General features: G+C 68.0%; 14 protein-coding genes and 1 pseudogene. 14 read left to right on the top strand and 1 reads right to left on the bottom strand.

What is annotated here, in order from left to right; genetic code table 11:
• Positions 1 to 697, bottom strand: a 697-nt coding sequence (gene mmuM / locus D472_RS0110960; RefSeq protein WP_033303599.1) for a homocysteine S-methyltransferase, incomplete at its 3' end; no start/stop codon positions are given.
• Positions 698 to 843: 146 nt separating this feature from the next.
• Between mmuM and D472_RS0110955 the strand changes: the two genes are divergently transcribed.
• From D472_RS0110955 to D472_RS0110890, 14 genes and pseudogenes are all read left to right on the top strand, one after another.
• The gene (locus D472_RS0110955; protein WP_026117576.1) at positions 844 to 2,508 is read left to right on the top strand and encodes a UDP-N-acetylmuramoyl-L-alanyl-D-glutamate--2,6-diaminopimelate ligase; all 1,665 of its coding nucleotides are present in this window, start codon (positions 844 to 846) and stop codon (positions 2,506 to 2,508) included.
• 432 nt (positions 2,509 to 2,940) lie between these two features.
• The gene (locus D472_RS0110950; protein WP_017604529.1) at positions 2,941 to 4,383 is read left to right on the top strand and encodes a UDP-N-acetylmuramoyl-tripeptide--D-alanyl-D-alanine ligase; all 1,443 of its coding nucleotides are present in this window, start codon (positions 2,941 to 2,943) and stop codon (positions 4,381 to 4,383) included.
• Positions 4,380 to 5,453, top strand: coding sequence for a phospho-N-acetylmuramoyl-pentapeptide-transferase (gene mraY / locus D472_RS0110945; RefSeq protein WP_017604528.1), 1,074 nt, complete (start codon positions 4,380 to 4,382; stop codon positions 5,451 to 5,453). The genes D472_RS0110950 and mraY overlap by 4 nt, the downstream gene beginning before the upstream one ends.
• Before the next feature lie 4 nt (positions 5,454 to 5,457).
• Entirely contained in the window at positions 5,458 to 6,924 is a 1,467-nt protein-coding gene (gene murD / locus D472_RS0110940; protein WP_017604527.1) for a UDP-N-acetylmuramoyl-L-alanine--D-glutamate ligase, read from the top strand.
• A gap of 187 nt (positions 6,925 to 7,111) precedes the next feature.
• Positions 7,112 to 8,542 carry a putative lipid II flippase FtsW gene (gene ftsW / locus D472_RS0110935; RefSeq protein ID WP_026117575.1) on the top strand — a complete coding sequence of 477 codons (1,431 nt, stop codon included), beginning with the start codon at positions 7,112 to 7,114 and terminating at the stop codon, positions 8,540 to 8,542.
• Positions 8,539 to 9,699, top strand: coding sequence for an undecaprenyldiphospho-muramoylpentapeptide beta-N-acetylglucosaminyltransferase (murG, locus tag D472_RS0110930; protein WP_017604525.1), 1,161 nt, complete (start codon positions 8,539 to 8,541; stop codon positions 9,697 to 9,699). Before ftsW ends, murG begins: the two co-directional genes overlap by 4 nt.
• A pseudogene (gene murC / locus D472_RS26725) lies at positions 9,696 to 11,155 on the top strand (UDP-N-acetylmuramate--L-alanine ligase). Before murG ends, murC begins: the two are co-directional and overlap by 4 nt.
• A 12-nt stretch (positions 11,156 to 11,167) precedes the next feature.
• Positions 11,168 to 11,896 (top strand): cell division protein FtsQ/DivIB, encoded by a 729-nt coding sequence (locus D472_RS0110920; protein WP_017604522.1) that lies wholly within the window; start codon positions 11,168 to 11,170, stop codon positions 11,894 to 11,896.
• Between the two features lie 458 nt (positions 11,897 to 12,354).
• Positions 12,355 to 13,854, top strand: a complete 1,500-nt coding sequence (gene ftsZ / locus D472_RS0110915) for a cell division protein FtsZ (protein ID WP_026117574.1) — start codon at positions 12,355 to 12,357, stop codon at positions 13,852 to 13,854.
• A 118-nt stretch (positions 13,855 to 13,972) separates the two neighbouring features.
• On the top strand, positions 13,973 to 14,692 hold the full coding sequence (gene pgeF / locus D472_RS0110910) for a peptidoglycan editing factor PgeF (RefSeq protein ID WP_017604520.1): 720 nt from the start codon (positions 13,973 to 13,975) through the stop codon (positions 14,690 to 14,692).
• A 111-nt stretch (positions 14,693 to 14,803) separates the two neighbouring features.
• Positions 14,804 to 15,532, top strand: coding sequence for a YggS family pyridoxal phosphate-dependent enzyme (locus D472_RS0110905; RefSeq protein ID WP_017604519.1), 729 nt, complete (start codon positions 14,804 to 14,806; stop codon positions 15,530 to 15,532).
• Positions 15,533 to 15,671: 139 nt separating this feature from the next.
• The gene (locus tag D472_RS0110900) at positions 15,672 to 16,199 is read left to right on the top strand and encodes a cell division protein SepF (protein WP_017604518.1); all 528 of its coding nucleotides are present in this window, start codon (positions 15,672 to 15,674) and stop codon (positions 16,197 to 16,199) included.
• A 39-nt stretch (positions 16,200 to 16,238) separates the two neighbouring features.
• Complete coding sequence (locus D472_RS0110895) at positions 16,239 to 16,535, top strand: YggT family protein (protein WP_017604517.1); 297 nt, start codon at positions 16,239 to 16,241, stop codon at positions 16,533 to 16,535.
• A gap of 130 nt (positions 16,536 to 16,665) precedes the next feature.
• The gene (locus tag D472_RS0110890) at positions 16,666 to 17,556 is read left to right on the top strand and encodes a DivIVA domain-containing protein (RefSeq protein WP_017604516.1); all 891 of its coding nucleotides are present in this window, start codon (positions 16,666 to 16,668) and stop codon (positions 17,554 to 17,556) included.
• The last annotated feature ends 21 nt before the right edge of the window (positions 17,557 to 17,577 follow it).

Below are 17,577 nucleotides of genomic sequence, written 5' to 3'. Positions count from 1 at the left end.
CGGGCACCCCCACCGTCGCCACCTGCCGCACCAGACGAGGAACGTCGCGCGGCGGCACGCAGTTCACCCCCACCGCGACCACCCGACCCGCCTCGTGGGCCGATGCCAGTTCCGCCGCCACCTCACGCAGCGGCGTGCCATCACTGATGCGCGCGTCATCGGCGCAGGAGAAGGAGAACCAGGCCCGAACGCCCGGTGTCTCCTCCAACAACCGGGCCAGTGCCCGGGCCTCCGCCACCGAGGGCAGGGTCTCACAGGCCACCAGGTCCGCGCCGGTTTCCGTCAGTACCTTCCAGCGCTCCCGATGCCAGCGGTACAGACCCTCCTCGTCGAGATCGTAGTCACCGCTGTACTCCGACCCGTCCGCCAAGGCCGCACCGTAGGGCCCCACTCCGGCCGCCACCAGACCCGAACCGAAGGCGTCCCGCTCGGCCACCGCCAGTTCCACCGAGCGGGCGATCAGCCGCGACGCCTCGGCCCGCGAGTACCCGCGCCCGATGAACGCGTCCACGCTCGCCTGGTAGCCGGCCGCGATCGCCACGTCCGCACCGGCCTCGAAGTAGTCGCGGTGCGCTCGCGCGATGAGTTCCGGAGCTTCGGACAACAGCCGGGCCGACCACAGGTCCCCACTCAGGTCACATCCGTAGGACTCCAATCGGGTCGCCAACCCACCGTCCACCACCAATGGCCGTCTCATCAACGTTCCTCCCTCGTCCCGGCCCCTCGCGGACCGACCCGTGCCCATGCCCACTCCCTCCCTTGACAGATGAACGCGGCCCCGCGCAGCGTGGAAATTACCGACCGACCCCCCACAGCCGTTAATCTCCACACGTGCCACCGGTAATGCGACCTGAACACGCCAGACTCCGTCCACTGTCCGACCTCGCGACGATGCTCGGTCCGGACACCACCCTGCTACGTCCGGACCTGGATCCGGACCGGCCCGCGGACCTGCCTCCACGAGAGATCCATGTGCGCGGCATCACCCATGACTCCCGGCGGGTCCGCCAGGGCGACCTGTACGCCGCCCTGCCCGGCACCCGTGTCCACGGAGCCGAGTTCTCCCAGCAGGCGGCCGACGCCGAGGCCGCAGCGATCCTGACCGACGCGGCCGGTGCGGAGGAAGCCGCCGCCACCGGGCTGCCCGTGGTGGTGGTCCCCGACGCGCGCACCGTCCTCGGTACCGTCGCCGCCTGGGTCTACGACGAACCCGCCAAGGACCTGCTCTTGGTCGGGACGACCGGGACCAGCGGCAAGACCACGATCAGCTACCTGATCGAGTCCGGGATGCGCCAGGCCGGCATGAGCACCGGCCTGATCGGCACCGTGGAGATGAGGGTGGGCGACGAACGGGTCGCCTCCTCCCTGACCACGCCCGAGGCCACCGACCTGCACGGTCTGTTCGCCTTCATGCGCGAGCGCGGAACCACCGCCGCCGCCATGGAGGTCTCCAGCCACGCCTTGGCCTTGGGCCGGGTCGGTGGTGCCCGCTACGACGTGGCGATCTTCACCAACCTCTCCCAGGACCACCTGGACTTCCACGCGGACCTGCGCGACTACTTCGAGACCAAGGCACGCCTGTTCACCCCCGAGTACTGCGACATCGCGGTGGTCAACGTCGATGACCGGTTCGGTCGCGCGTTGGTGGACATGGTCCAGGCACGTGAGGACATCCCGGTCACCACCTTCGCGGTGGAGGGTTTCTCGGACGCGGCGCCCGAGAGCGCCATGGCCGCCGATTGGAACGCCGTGGACGTCCACCTGGGAGCCACCGGCAGCAGCTTCCGTATCGTGGGCCCCGGCGGTATGGAGGCCAAGGCCTCCGTGGCGCTGCCGGGCCCCTTCAACGTCTCCAACGCCATGGCCGCCATCGTCGGCCTCTTGGAGGCGGGCCTGCCGCTGGAGACAGCCATCGCGGGCGTGGCCGCCGCGCCCGGTGTCCCGGGTCGTATGGAACAGGTACGGACTCGCGAGGGCGGCCGGGACCAGGACTTCACCGCCCTGGTCGACTACTCCCACAAGCCCGGTGCCATCGAGGCCGTGCTCAGTGCGCTGCGCTCCACCACCGAGGGGCGGATCACCATGGTGATCGGCTGTGGTGGCGACCGTGACCGAGCCAAACGGCCACTCATGGGCGAGGCCGCCGCCCGTCTGGCCGATCATCTGATCATCACCAACGACAATCCGCGCACCGAGGATCCCGTCGCCATCGCCACAGCGATGCTCGAAGGTGTCGCCAAGGTCCCCGAGGATCGGCGCGCCCGCGTCACCGTGGAGTTCGACAGGGCCGAGGCCATCGGTCTGGGTGTGGCCCGTACCGGTCCCGGTGACGTCATCGTGGTGGCGGGCAAGGGGCACGAGACCGGCCAATCCATCAAGGGTGAGGTTCTGCCCTTCGATGATCGCGAGGTGCTGCGCGGCGCCATCGAGGACAGGGCGCGCGTCCGCACGGGGGAACGACTCGGCAACGCCCTGCAGGACGTCCACCGCTCGTCTGAACAGGGCTGACGGTGGTGTGTCCTCGGTCATGGCCGAGGCCGGCGTGCTCGGACCGAGGACACGAGGCACCCAGACGCGCCGACACGGGTGCCGTACACGTGCCGGGACGAGGCCATAGGCCACGCCCCGGCCACCTTCGGGCCCTTGACGTGCCCGCATCACTCTCCGTAAGTCCGTGGGCGGTCACGAAGTGGAGCATATTGGCGTCCAAGGGCCCCACAGGGACTCCGAACACCCCAACATGTTCTAAGGTAGGTCCGGCAATCGCAGCCCGAAGTGCCGCCTACCTGGCGCCCACGTCCCGGCATGGGCCGGGACGTCGTGGCCCGGAGCGGTGCCGTGCGCACGGTATTCCGCGGTGCCATCCCCTGACCCGAACCCGAGGCCGGGTGGCCGATGCCCTTGGGGCGCCGTGGGCCGGGCCTGACCTGAGGAGTGGATTTGATCGCGCTCACGCTCGATCGGATCGCTGAGATCACCCAAACCGCCATCGGCGGATCAGCGCGCCCCGACGCCATCGTCGACGGCCCCGTCGTCATCGACTCGCGGCAGGTGGCGCCCGGCGCCCTCTTCGTCGCCCTGAGCGGGGAGAGAGCCGACGGACACGACTTCGCCCGGTCCGCGGTGGACTCCGGAGCGGCCGCCGTCTTGGCCTCGCGTCCGGTCGACGCCCCGCATCTGTTGGTGGACGGAGGCGACGAAGAGGTCGTGGCGGCGCTGGCCCGACTGGCGCGGCACGTGGCCGGTGAGCTCGGCGATCCTGCGCGCGCCGGCGCCACGGCCGAGGTCATCGGCGTCACCGGCTCCTCCGGCAAGACCACCACCAAGGACCTCATCGCCCAGGTCGTGGAGCGCATGGGTCCCACCGTGGCCCCGGCCGGCTCGTTCAACAACGAGATCGGCCACCCATTGACCGTCCTCAGGGCCGACACCGGCACCAAGCACCTGGTCTTGGAGGTCGCCGCTCGCGGCATCGGGCACATCGCCCACCTGTGCCGTGTGGCCCCGCCCCGAATCGGCGTGGTCCTCAACGTGGGCAGCGCCCACATGGGAGAGTTCGGCGGACGTGAGGCCATCGCCAAGGCCAAGGGCGAACTCGTCGAGGCCCTTCCGAAGGCCTCCGAGCACCACGGCCGAGGTGGTGTGGCCGTCCTCAACGCCGACGATCCGCTCGTGCGCGCCATGAGTTCCCGTACCGCCGCCCGTGTCGTGCTCTACGGCACGGCGGAGGACGCCCAGGTGCGCGCCACCGACATCGTCATGCAGGACGATGGGGCCCCGGCCTTCACGCTGCACCTGCGTGGCCGCAGGGTCACGGTCCGGCTGGGACTGGTCGGTGCCCACCAGGTGAGCAACGCGTTGGCGGCCGCGGCCGTCGCCGACGAGCTCGGCATGGACATCGAAGACATCGCCGCGGCCCTCGGCGCGGCCACCCCGGTCAGCCGTTGGCGGATGGAGGTCACCGAACACGACGGTGTCACCCTCGTCAACGACGCCTACAACGCCAACCCCGAGTCGATGCGGGCCGCGCTGACCACCCTGGGCTCTTTGGCCCGGGACCGTCGTGCCATCGCCGTGCTCGCCCACATGGCCGAGCTCGGTGAGGACGGCGACGCCGAACACGAGAAGGTCGGTGAGTTCGCCGCCGAGATCGGCGTGGCCCACCTGGTCGTGGTCGGTGAGCCCGCCGAGGGCATCGCCGTCGGCGCTGAACGCTTCGCCGACCGGTGGAACGGGGAGAGCATCCGGGTGCCGGACGCCGAGGCGGCAGCCGAAGCGGTGCGCGAACGGATGCGCACAGGAGACGTCGTCATTGTGAAGGGATCGCGCGTGGCTGCGCTCGAAAGGGTTATCGACCTCATCACCAAGGGTGATGACCAGTGATCGGCATCACCATCGCGGCGGGGCTTTCCCTGATCGTTTCCATGCTGCTGATGCCGCCTCTCATCAAGCTCCTGTACCGGTTCAAATTCGGTCAAGAGGTTCGTGACGACGGCCCCGAGGGTCACAAGACCAAGCAGGGCACGCCGACGATGGGCGGAATCGTCATCATCCTCGGCGCGGTGATCGGCTACTTCGGCTCACACCTGCTGCTGTGGGCGATCCAGCCCTCCGCGAGCGGGCCCACCGCCTCCGGTCTGTTGGTGATGGCACTGTTCGTCGGTATGGGATGCGTCGGCTTCCTCGACGACTTCATCAAGATCTACAAGCGTCGTAGCCTGGGGCTTCGCAGCGGCGCCAAGATGGTCGGTCAGGCCGTCGTCGGTGTGGGTTTCGCTTACGGTGTCACCCAGTTCCCCAACGGTTATGGCTACACCCCCGCCGCCCCCCAGCTGTCCTTCCTCCGTGACTTCGGGCCGCCCCTGATGCTCGGTGTGTTCATCATCTGGGCGCTCTTCCTCATCGTCGGCTTCTCCAACGCGGTGAACCTCACCGATGGTCTGGACGGCCTGGCCACCGGCGCGACCATCTTGTCGCTGTGCGCCTACGTCATCATCGGTAACTGGCAGCTGCGTCAGTCCTGTGTGGAGGCCCTCACCTCCAGCTGCTACACGGTCCGTGACCCCCTCGACCTGGCGGTGGTGGCCTCCGCCGTGCTCGGTTCCTGCATCGCCTTCCTGTGGTTCAACGCCCCCCCGGCCAAGATCTTCATGGGCGACACCGGTTCGCTAGCCCTGGGCGGTCTCATCGTGGGTCTGGCCATCACCACCCGCACCCAGCTCCTGTTGCTGGTCATCGGTGGCCTGTTCGTCATCATCACCATGTCGGTGATGATCCAGATCACCTCGTTCCGTCTCACCGGCAAACGTGTGTTCCGCATGGCGCCACTACAGCACCACTTCGAGCTCAAGGGGTGGGCGGAACCGACCATCGTGATCCGGTTCTGGATCATCCAGGGTCTGTTCGTGGCCGGGGCGGTCGGATTGTTCTACCTGGAATGGATGCCAAGCTAGAGGCATGCCGCACCACCAACCTTCCACCTCCTCACCCGTCACGCCCGCCGAGGCCGAGAACACCTTCGCGGGCGCGCTGGTCTGCGTCGCGGGCCTGGGTGTCTCCGGGCCCCCCGTCGCCAAGGCACTCCTGGCCCGGGGGGCCCGGGTGGTCGTCGTCGACGGTCGTGACGACGACGTCACTCGGACCGTGGCCGCCGAACTGACCGAGGCCGGAGCCGAGGTCGTCCTAGGGCGGACCCCTCTGCCGCAAGGATGCGACCTGGTCGTCACCTCACCGGGCTGGCGCCCCGATTCCCCACTCCTACTCCAGGCCGCCGAAGCCGACATCGAGGTCATCGGCGACGTGGAACTGGCCTGGCGGCTCAAGCCCGCCGACCAGGTGTGGCTGGCCATCACCGGCACCAATGGCAAGACCACCACCGTGCGCATGCTCGAAGCGATGCTGCGCGCGGACGGCCGTGACGCGCTCGCGGTGGGCAACGTCGGCACCCCCATCGTGGACGCCGTACTACCCGACGCGCACGGACGGGTGCACGACGTCCTCGCGGTGGAGCTGTCCAGCTTCCAGTTGCATTGGTCCAACAGCCTGCGCCCGTACGCCGCCACCGTCCTCAACATCGCTCCCGACCACCTGGACTGGCACGGTGGACTCGACCCCTACGCCCGCGCCAAGGGCAGAGTGTTCGCCCGAGGCACCGTGCGCGTGGTCAACACCGCCGACGCCTGGTCCGTCCGATTGGCCGAGGAAGACGGCGACCCACACGCCCCGTTGGTGGGACTGCGTCTGGACACTCCGCGTGCCGGGGAACTGGGCATCGTCGAGGACCTGTTGGTGGACCGGGCCTTCGTCGTGGAACCGCACGGTAATGCCGAGGAACTGGCCACCCTGGGTGACGTCCACCCGGCCGCCCCGCACAACGTCGCCAACGCCCTGGCCGCCGCCGCACTGGCCCGTTCGGTCGGCGTGTCCGCCGATTCGATCCGGGCCGGGCTGAACGCGTTCGTCCCCGAACCCCACCGCATCGCGCACGTGGCGCGGGTGGCGGGCGTGGACTACGTCGACGATTCCAAGGCCACCAACCCGCACGCCGCCGCCGCCTCCCTGAATTCCTACGCCCGTGTGGTGTGGGTGGCGGGCGGTCTCCTCAAGGGGGCGGACGTGGACGAGTTGGTCGCCTCGGCGGTCGACCGGTTGCGCGGTGCGGTCCTGATCGGGGCCGACCGGGCGCGTATTCGTGAGGCGTTGGGTAAGCATGCCCCGGACGTGCCGGTGATCGAGGTCGAAGGGTCCGCAGTGGACACCGCGCCCGGACACACCGTGATGGACGCCGTGGTGGCCCAGGCCACCACGCTGGCTCAGGAGGGCGACACGGTCCTGCTCGCCCCGGCCGCGGCCTCCATGGACATGTTCACCGATTATCCCGAACGTGGCCGCCTGTTCGCAGAAGCCGTTCTACGCCTGGCCTGACACACGCGCACCACACCGGTTCCATGACACAGGGTCACTCGCTCGACGCATAGGGTCTTGGGGTGGTCCCGTTGTGTGCCAGGACACTCGTGTTGGTCATCGAAGATGGCCAACACGCGGGAAATGTCCACGGATTCCGACCCGTCGGTACGCCACTATTGAGGCGCCGAGCGTGCGGAGGATGTGGATGGCGGCGACGACAGTGGTTCCCGGGGCGACCCGGACCCGGGGGCGTACGGCTTCCGGCGGGCGCGAGCGTGCGCTCTGGCGTGAGTGGGCCGGATCCCTGGACCGCCCCCTCACCTCCTACTACCTGCTTCTCAGTACCGCGATGATGCTCATCGCCCTGGGATTGGTGATGGTCCTGTCCTCGACGATGGTCGACTCCATCAACGAGACCGGATCCGCCTTCTCGGTCTTCCAACGTCAGTTGGTCTCGGCGATGGTGGGCCTGCCACTGATGCTCTTGGCCGCCCAGCTGCCCCTGGGGGTCTTCCGCGTGGTCGGCTATCCGGCGATGATCCTTTCGGTGGCGCTGCTGCTGCTCACCACCTTCCAGGGAACCGAGGTCAACGGTGCGATCCGTTGGTTGGAGATCGGTGGTCTGGTCATCCAGCCCTCCGAACCCGCCAAGCTCGCCTTCGCGCTGTGGGGCGCCAACATCCTGGCTCGCAAGGAAGAGCTCAAGGAGCTCACCGAGTGGCGGCACCTGCTCATTCCGCTGCTGCCCGGTTGCGGCCTGCTCACCTTGCTGGTCCTGCTCGGTTCGGACCTGTCCACCAGCCTGGTGCTGCTGTTGGTCTTCCTCGGCCTGCTGTGGGTCGTGGGCGCCCCCGGAAAGCTGTTCGTGGGCATGTTCGGGCTCGTCCTGGGCCTGGCGGCGATCGTCATCGCGATCGAGCCCTACCGTATGACCCGCATCACCGTCTTCTTGGACCCGGGCTCGGACCCGAGCGACGCCGGTTATCAATCCCTGCACGGCCTCTACGCCCTGGGGACCGGTGGCATCTTCGGGGTCGGCATCGGCGCCAGCCGGGAGAAGTGGGGGTTTTTGCCCTTCGCCGAGTCCGACTTCATCTTCGCCATCGTCGGTGAGGAGTTCGGGCTCATCGGCACCCTGCTCGTGCTCTGCCTTTTCGGCATGCTCGGTTACGCCGGGCTCCGGGTGGCCTTCCGGGTGAAGGATTCGTTCTCGCGCTTGGCGGCCTTCGCCATCGTCACCTGGATCCTCGGGCAGTCGATGATCAACATCGCCGCGGTCATCGGCCTGGTCCCGGTCACCGGGATCCCCCTCCCCCTGGTCTCCTACGGTGGATCCTCCCTCATCCCCACGATGATCGCACTCGGAGTGCTGCTGGCGATCGCCCGCAGTGAGCCCCAGGCCCAAAAGGCGCTGGCGGCTCGAGGTCCCGGTTGGGTCGAAAGGGCTCTAAGCTGGCTTGGCCTGGAGAACTTCGTCGCATCCGTCCAGAATCGGGGCGGTGGGGCGGCCTCCGAACGCACCACCGTGTCGCGCGCCCCTCGTGAGGCACGGCGGCGCGACACCAAGACAACGGCCAAGCACAAGAGCGGCGCGGTCCCGGCGGGTGACCGGCCAAGGAGGAATCGACGACGATGAGGGTAGCCCTCGCCGGAGGCGGCACGGCCGGGCACATCGAGCCCGCACTCTCTCTTGCGGACGCGCTACGGCGCATCGACCCCGACACCGAGATCCTCTGTCTGGGAACCGAGCGTGGTCTGGAGACCAGGTTGGTCCCCATGCGCGGCTACGAACTGGGCTTGATCCCCGCGGTCCCCCTACCGCGCAGGCTGACCCCTCAACTGCTCACCGTGCCGGGCAAGCTGGCGGGTGCCCTCAGCGCCGCCGGCGAGCAGATCGACAAGATCCAGGCCGATGTTCTGGTCGGGTTCGGTGGCTATGTGGCGACCCCGGGCTACCTGGCGGCACGCCGACGCAAGATGCCCATCGTCGTGCACGAGGCCAACCCGCTGCCCGGTCTGGCCAACCGGCTCGGCGCACGACTCACTCCGCACGTCTTCACCGGCCATCCCCACACCCAGATCCGCAACGGACGCTTCATCGGCATCCCGCTGCGTCGCCAGATCACCTCGCTGGACCGGTTGGCCATGGGTGACCGGGCTCGCACCTACTTCGGCTTGCGTCCGGACCTGCCCACCCTGCTGATCTTCGGTGGTTCCCAAGGAGCTCAGAGTGTCAACGAGGCGGCCTTCGCCGCCCGTGACGCCTTCCGTGACGCCGGTGTGCAGGTATTGCACGTGGTGGGCCCCAAGAACGCCGATGAACCCCAAGACCTCACCCAGGACGGCATTCCCTACGTGGCCGTCCCCTATGTGGACCGCATGGACATGGCCTACGCGGCCGCGGACGTGGCCATGTGCCGCTCGGGGGCGTTGACCTGTGCCGAATTGACCGCGGTCGGTCTGCCGGGTGCTTTCGTGCCCTTGGCCATCGGAAACGGTGAACAGGCGCTCAACGCCGAACCCATCGTCCAGGCGGGCGGCGGCATGATGGTGAAGAACGCCGACTTGTCGTCCGAGTGGATCGTCCGACAGCTCATTCCGCTGCTCACCGACACCGACCGGGTCGTGGCGATGTCCGAGGCGTCCGCTCGCATGGGCCGACGCGACGCGGACATGGAGTTGGCCCGAGAGGTGCTGGCGATCGCCCGTGGTGACAAACCCACCCCGGAGATGGCGGTGCCCGAGGACGACGGCGACGAGGCCTACTACGACGACGGTAAGGACGCACGATGAGCCTGGTTCGACCGACCGAACCGGTCCCCGTCGACAAACTGGGACGTACCCACTTCATCGGTCTGGGCGGGGCCGGCATGTCCGGTATCGCCCGAGTGCTGCTGCAGTCCGGGGTGGAGGTCTCGGGCAGTGACGCCCGGGACAGCGACACTCTGCGCGAACTCGAACAGATGGGGGCCATCGTCCACGTGGGGCACGACGCCGCCAATCTCGGCCCTGCCGAGACCCTGGTGGTCTCCTCCGCCATCCGCGAGGACAACCCCGAGCTCGCCGAGGCGCGGCGTCGCGGTATTCGTATCCTGCCCCGGGCCGCCGCCTTGGGCGCCCTATTGCTGGGTCGTGAGGGCATCGCGGTCTCGGGTACCCATGGCAAGACCACCACGACCTCCATGATCGCCGTGGTCCTACAGCACCTGGGGGCCGACCCGGGCTACGTGATCGGCGGAAAACTGGTCACCACGGGCCTGGGCGCCGACGCCGGTGTCGGTGAGGCCATCGCCGTGGAGGCCGACGAGAGCGATGGGTCCTTCCTGATGCTCTCGCCCAAGATCGCCGTGGTCACCAACGTCGAAGCCGATCATCTGGACAACTACAGCGGTCTCGACGAGATCCACGACAACTTCGCGAACTTCGTCGACCGCGTCGAGCGCACCCTCATCGTCGGTATCNGGCCCCCCGCCGGGTGGCCGAACTGGCTCGCGAACGTGGCAAGAAGGTGCTCACCTACGGTGAGGACGAGAACGCCGACTATCGGATCACCCGGGTGCGCGCCCGTGGTTTCACCACCGAGTTCACCCTCCGAACGGCCGGGGGGGAGCCCATCGACGGTACCGTCGCCGTCCCGGGCCGGCACAACGTCCTCAACGCCGCGGCGGCGGTGGCCGTGGCCGACGAACTCGGTCACGACCTGGACGTGGCGGTGGAGGGTATCGCCGATTTCGCCGGGGCCGCCCGTCGCTTCGAACTCAAGGGTGAGGGCAACGGTGTGGGTGTCTACGACAGCTACGCCCACCACCCCACCGAGATCGAGGCCGACCTGCGCGCCACCCGCGCCGCATTGGAGTCCTTCACCCGGGACTCGGAGGAGGACATCCCCCTGGGCCGGGTCGTGGCGTTGTTCCAACCTCACCTGTACAGCCGGACCCGGATCTTCGCCGAGGAGTTCGCGGCCGCGCTGAGCCTGGCCGACGAGGTCGTGGTGATGGAGGTCTACGCGGCCCGCGAGGACCCCGAACCCGGTGTCACCGGCGAACTGATCACCTCCAAGGTCTCCCACGGCCGGGTGTGGTACGTATCCGGGCGTGAAGAGGCGGTGCGTCGAGCCGCCGCGCTCGCCCACCCCGGTGACATCGTGTTGACCATGGGCGCGGGTGACGTCACCGAACTCGGACCGAGGATCGTGGCGGCTCTGGCGGAAGCGGCCGAAGGCGACGGAACGGGCCGCGAACAAGGCTAGAGAGGCGCACACGTGGGTGCTGACCAGGGTGGGAAGAAGGCCGCGACGGCGCAACGTGAGGGCTCCGACCCCTGGAAGGCCGTCTTCGTGGTACTACTCGTCGTCTCCTTGGTCTGTGCCGTGGCGTGGTTACTCCTGGGCTCCCGCCTACTCGTCGTCCGCGACGTCGCCGTCACCGGAACCGACCGGGTCTCGTCCGAGGAGGTGGAGGAGGCGGTGTCGGTGGCCACCGGGACCCCGCTGATCCGCGTGGACCTGGAGGGAGGCCGTGAACGGGTGGAGCGGATCGACCTGGTGGAGACGGCCTCCCTCACCCGGGGCTGGCCCGCCACCCTGAAGGTGGAGGTCGTCGAACGGCAACCCCTGCTCGCGATCGCGGTGGGTGAGGAGTACCGATTGGTCGATGGTGACGGTGTGCGCATCGAGGACGCCTCCGAGCGCCCCGGCAGCCATCCGCTGGTCCGGGTCTCCGGGGAGATCGAGGGGAACGAGGCGATCCGGGCCGCGGCCCGGATCGTCGATCGGGCGCCGGGTTCCCTGCTCGCGCGGGTCCAGCTCATCGACGCCAAGGATCCCGGCGAGATCAGGATCGAACTCGAGGACGGTTCCCTGGTGGAATGGGGTGACGCCGAGCGCACCGAGGACAAGAGCGAGGTCCTACGGGTGCTGATGCGTGAACATCCCGCCCAAGAGGGACGTGTCTACGATGTGGGGACCCCTGAACTGGCCATCGTCCGGTGAAGTGTGGACCAAGGGACGGTTCGGAGTGGCGGGGGCGGGAGGGATGCCGTCTTCGGGACAATCGGGGTCCGGCCGGCGCGAAACGGCGCACCGGGAGGACATTCCAGACGCGACGCGCCGAGTGCGCACTTGGCTTCCTCGTGTTATACGCGGTTAGGCTGAAGTCATCACCGGTTGCCCGCGCTCGACGGTCCGCTTACTGTCGGGAAGCACAACCACTGTCAACAACGTAGTAAAAAACGCTTTTCGGGATACGCAGGAATCATTCCTCCGCGCCTTCTGGTGAAGAGAGGAATGGTACCGGTGACCCGGGGTCCCGTCGGTGGTCCGCAAGACACCGGCGGGTGGACCCGAACGCACACTGTAGAACCGGATGCCGGACCGCCGGCGCACCCGTTGGCCCACCGCCGACGGGAGCGAAGACGGAACGGCTCATGCGAGCGGAAAGGCCCCTCGTCGTGGCAGCACCGCAGAACTACCTCGCGGTCATCAAAGTCGTCGGCATCGGCGGCGGCGGTGTCAACGCCGTCAACCGAATGATCGAAGAGGGGCTCAAAGGCGTCGAGTTCATCGCGATCAATACCGACGCCCAAGCGCTGCTGATGAGCGACGCGGACGTCAAGCTCGACGTCGGCCGAGAGCTCACCCGCGGCCTGGGAGCCGGAGCCAACCCCGATGTCGGTCGCAAGGCCGCCGAGGACCACCGTGAGGAGATCGAAGAGGTCCTCAAGGGGGCCGACATGGTCTTCGTCACGGCCGGCGAGGGCGGTGGTACCGGTACCGGCGGTGCGCCGGTCGTGGCCAACATCGCCCGCTCCCTGGGAGCCCTCACCATCGGTGTGGTCACCCGCCCCTTCGGTTTCGAGGGCAAGCGGCGGGCGACCCAGGCCGAATCGGGGATAGCGATGCTCCGGGAAGAGGTCGACACCCTCATCGTCATCCCCAATGATCGCCTCCTGTCCATCTCCGACCGCCAGGTCAGCGTCCTGGACGCCTTCAAGGCGGCGGACCAGGTCCTGCTCTCCGGTGTCCAGGGCATCACCGACCTGATCACCACACCGGGCCTGATCAACCTCGACTTCGCCGACGTCAAGTCGGTCATGTCCGGGGCCGGATCGGCGTTGATGGGGATCGGCTCCGCCAGAGGGGACGACCGTGCCGTGGCGGCGGCGGAACTGGCGATCTCCTCCCCATTGCTGGAAGCCAGCATCGATGGGGCGCACGGGGTCCTACTGTCCATCCAGGGTGGTTCCGACCTCGGACTCTTCGAGATCAACGAGGCCGCGCAGTTGGTCGCCAACTCCGCGGCCCCAGAGGCCAACATCATCTTCGGTGCCGTCATCGACGACGCCTTGGGTGATGAGGTGCGGGTCACCGTCATAGCGGCGGGCTTCGATGAGCCGGAGATCAAGATCTCGGCGACCCAGGAGCGCAAGCCGGTGGACCCTCCTGAGGCCGTCGTCCCCACGCCAGGCATCACGTCCGGTGAGGAGGAGCCCGCCAAGGCCGCTCCGTCCACAGCGGACGCGAGCGGGGCGCCGGCCACCGGTATGCCTTGGATCACGCCCTCCTCCGGCCCGGCTCCGGCGGAGCCGGAGACGCCTCGGCCCACCATGACCGAGGCCCAGCGCCCGGTGAGCCCGGAGCCGGTGGCTCCCGAGCCCCAGCAGGCCCGAGCCCCGCAGACGGTGGCCCGACCGGAGCCCGAGCAGTACCAGGGCAGCGGCTACCAGCCCTCCTACGGTGAGGTCCAGGCCGAACCGGCGCCCACCGCCTACGAGTCGCCATCCGCTTCCAACGAGGAGCCCCGGCCGGGCGAGTCGGAGTCCGAAAGCCACACCGGTCCCATCCACGCGGTCTCGGAAGCCTCCGAGCGGCGCGGTGAGGTACCCACGCCCCGCCGACGGGTCATCTTCGATGACCCCGACGACCTGGACGTGCCGGAGTTCCTCAAGTGACTCCCCGGTACCATCGGACGTGTCAGCGGCCCCGACCCTTGGGGCGGGGCCGTCGCCACATCCAGGGCCGGTCCCTCCAGGGAGTCCCTGGGCCGAGGGAAGGACCGTGGGCACAGCGATGGGCAACGTCATCGACCTGGGGCACGGTGTCCGTGTCGCCGTCACCGAACGCAAGGGTGGAGTGAGTCGGCCGCCGTTCGACTCGCTCAACCTCGGACCGGGGGTGGGGGATGCTCGGACGGCGGTCCTGGCCAACCGCGCACGTGCCGCCGAGGACCTGGGTTTCGACGTCGATCACGTGGTGTGGATGAACCAGGTGCACAGCACCGACGTACTCGTGGCCACCGAACCGGGAGGAGTGGGCACCTGTGACGGGGTGGTCACCACGCGGTCCGACCTGGTCCTGGCCTCGATGGCCGCGGACTGCCTACCGGTCCTGGCCGCCGACGCGGTGGCCGGGGTGTTGGGCGCGGCCCACTCGGGGCGACTGGGCACCGAGGGCGCCATCGCCGCCACCCTGGTCGGGGCCATGGTCGACCAGGGCGCCCGTACCGACCACATTCGTGTCTTCCTGGGGCCGACCATCTGTGGAAGCTGTTACGAGGTACCGCCCGAGCTCCAGGCTCAGACCGCCGAACGCACCCCTGAGGCGGCCTCCACCACCAGGTGGGGCACCACAGGGGTGGACATGCTCGCCGCCGTCACCGCCCAGCTACGAGGCGCCGGGGTGAGGGACGTCACCGCCGATGGCCGCTGCACCCTGGAGAGCCCAGAACTGTTCTCCCACCGACGTGGCGCGCCCACCGGCCGATTCGCCTCCTTCATCTGGCGTACCTGAAGATCCATCGGCGTGCCGGACCTTTGAAACGGCTTTCAAACCTCCATTGCCGGAACCGGCCGGCGACATGTCGAACCATGACCGCTACAGCAGTGAACAGAAGGAACAGCCGTGTCTCACACCGATCCCGCGCGTATCGAACAGATCCGTGCCAACCTCCAAGCGGCACGGGCTCGGATCGAGGCGGCCTGTGCCAAGGCCGACCGCGACCCCGCCGAGGTGTCCCTGATCGCGGTGACCAAGACACACCCCGCCGATGACGTGCGCATTCTCTCCTCCCTGGGGGTCACCGACGTGGGAGAGAACCGTGACCAGGAGGCGGCACCCAAGGCCGCCCAGACCGCGGATCTGGACTTGACCTGGCATTTCGTCGGCCAGTTGCAGACCAACAAGGCCAAGTCGGTGGCCTCCTACGCCGACGTCGTGCACTCGGTGGACCGTGCCAAACTCGCTCGGGCCCTCGGGGACCGTGCAGCGGCCGCCGGACGCCGACTGACCTGCTTGGTCCAGGTCGACCTCGATGAGGGTTCTCGGGCGGGCGTCCTGGGCCCGCGTGGCGGGGCCGACCCGGCCGACGCACCCGGGATCGCCGACCGCATCGCCGAACACGAAGCGCTCGAACTCGGCGGTGTGATGGCGGTCGCGCCCTTGGGTGGTGATCCGGACGCCGCTTTTGCCCGTCTTTACGAGGTGGCGGCAGAGATTCGGGATCGCTACCCTCGGGCAACGGTGATCTCCGCCGGGATGAGTGGGGACCTGGAAGCGGCGATCGCACGAGGCGCGACACACCTGCGGCTCGGCACGGCGTTGCTCGGCTCTCGAGACATGATCGTGGGGTAATGTCCCCACATAGACCTTGGGGCCTGTCTGTGGAGATCGCCCGAAAGGGCGCCCGCCTCGCGACCACGAGGCATGACGGGTGAAGGAAGACGGAGGAGTCGGCTGCGGTCGAGGCCGCGGGGACGACGGAGGATGTGAGATGGCCGGCGCGATGCGCAAGATGGCGGTCTACCTCGGCCTCGTGGAGGACGACCGTTACGATCACCGCTATGCGGACGAATATGATGAGTTCGACGAATTCGACGAAGGCGTGGAGGAACAGCGTGACCGCGACGTTGAACCTGCACGAGGCGAGGAAGTACGAGGCGAGGACGTGACGGACCCCGGTGACTACCTGGGAACGGGCGAGCGACGCGGCGTCGCCACCACGACGGCCTCCACCGCCGACCTGGCTCGGATCACCACGCTCCACCCGCGCACGTACAACGAGGCGCGTACGATCGGAGAGCACTTCCGGGAAGGTACACCGGTGATCATGAACCTGACCGAGATGGTCGACAGTGACGCCAAGCGTCTGGTCGACTTCGCGGCTGGCCTGATCTTCGGTCTCCATGGCAGTATCGAACGCGTGACCAACAAGGTGTTCTTGCTGTCCCCGGCCAACGTCGAGGTGACCGCCGAAGACAAGGCGCGGATCGCCGAGCGAGGGTTCTTCAATCAGAGCTAGACCATCACATTTGTCCAGAGATTGGGTCGGGGAACGACCGTGAGTATCCTCCTGACAGTGCTGTCCTCCCTTCTTCAGTTGTTCGTCTTCGTACTGATAGCGAGGGTCGTGCTGGAGATGGTGCAGTCCTTCTCGAGGGATTGGCGGCCCAGCGGGTTCGTGCTCGTGCTCGCCGAGATCGTCTACACGATCACCGACCCGCCACTGAGATTCCTGCGCAGGTTCATCAAGCCGGTGAGATTGGGAAGTATCGCACTCGACCTGAGTGTGTTGGTCCTTTTCTTTGGCATCATCATCCTCCAGAGCTTCCTCGCAAGCCTGGCGATGAGCCTGTGATGAGGATGGCGGGGAAGAAAAAGCTACCTCAGATTCCGATATGTGGTCTTGGTCATGATCTGGATTGCCGTAAGGTCACGATCAGGTAGCGTCCCTACGGACAGACTCCAAGCGCGCCAAGGAGACGAACATGCCGCTGACACCCGCCGATGTGCGGAACAAGCAGTTCAGCACTACCCGGCTTCGACCTGGGTATGACGAAGAAGAGGTCGACGCCTTTCTCGACGAGGTCGAGTCCGAGCTCGATCGACTGATCCAGGAGAACGAAGAACTGCGCGGCAAACTCGCCGAATGCCTGCGGGGCAAGGTCCCCAACGCCGGCATGCAGGACTTCCAGCAGCCTCAGGAACAGGCCGAGGCCCAGCAGCCGATGGAGCAGATGCGTCCGGAGCCCGCCCAGGCCCAGGCGCCCGTCGAACAGCAGCCCCAGGCGCCCGCCCCGCAGGGGCAGGTGGCGATGACCGGTGCCAACCTGGCCATGGGCGGCGAAGAGAACATGGACACGGCCGCCCGAGTCCTGGCCCTGGCTCAGCAGACCGCCGACCAGGCGATCAGCGACGCCCGTCGTGAGGCCGACGAAACGCTCGGTCGCGCCCGCCACGAATCCGAGGACATCCTCGGCAAGGCGCGCCGTCAGGCCGACCAGATCATCGGTGAGGCCCGGGCCCGCTCCGAGAACCTCGACCGTGATGCCCAGGAGCGCCACCGTCAGGTCATGGGCAGCCTGGTTCAGCAGCGCGAGGAACTGGAGCACAAGGTCAACGTGCTCAAGGACTTCGAGCGTGAGTACCGCAGCCGTCTCAAGGACTACTTCGAGCGTCAGCTGCGCGAACTCAACGAGGAGGGCAAGCCCGTCGAACCCAACCCGAACACCACGGGCGGCTTCCAGACGATGGGCCCCCAGAGCGGCGGTGCCCCCGCGCTGCAGCAGCACGGCCCCGGCGGCAACCCGTTCGGTCAGCCCGAGCCCGCCCAGCACGGTGGTTTCCACCCGGGCGAGATCCCTCACGAGCGTCGCTGACCCTGAAACGGCATGCGGCTC

Source organism: Nocardiopsis alkaliphila YIM 80379, assembly GCF_000341005.1.
GTDB lineage: Bacteria > Actinomycetota > Actinomycetes > Streptosporangiales > Streptosporangiaceae > Nocardiopsis > Nocardiopsis alkaliphila.
Note: the sequence above shows the minus strand (reverse complement) of the source record. Positions and strands in the feature narration are given on the sequence as shown.

Coding starts and splice junctions, on each gene's coding strand:
- D472_RS0110955 (WP_026117576.1), top strand. CDS start 844: ATGCGACCTGAACACGCCAGACTCCGTCCACTGTCCGACCTCGCGACG.
- murD (WP_017604527.1), top strand. CDS start 5,458: ATGCCGCACCACCAACCTTCCACCTCCTCACCCGTCACGCCCGCCGAG.
- ftsW (WP_026117575.1), top strand. CDS start 7,112: ATGGCGGCGACGACAGTGGTTCCCGGGGCGACCCGGACCCGGGGGCGT.
- murG (WP_017604525.1), top strand. CDS start 8,539: ATGAGGGTAGCCCTCGCCGGAGGCGGCACGGCCGGGCACATCGAGCCC.
- pgeF (WP_017604520.1), top strand. CDS start 13,973: ATGGGCAACGTCATCGACCTGGGGCACGGTGTCCGTGTCGCCGTCACC.
- D472_RS0110900 (WP_017604518.1), top strand. CDS start 15,672: ATGGCCGGCGCGATGCGCAAGATGGCGGTCTACCTCGGCCTCGTGGAG.
- D472_RS0110890 (WP_017604516.1), top strand. CDS start 16,666: ATGCCGCTGACACCCGCCGATGTGCGGAACAAGCAGTTCAGCACTACC.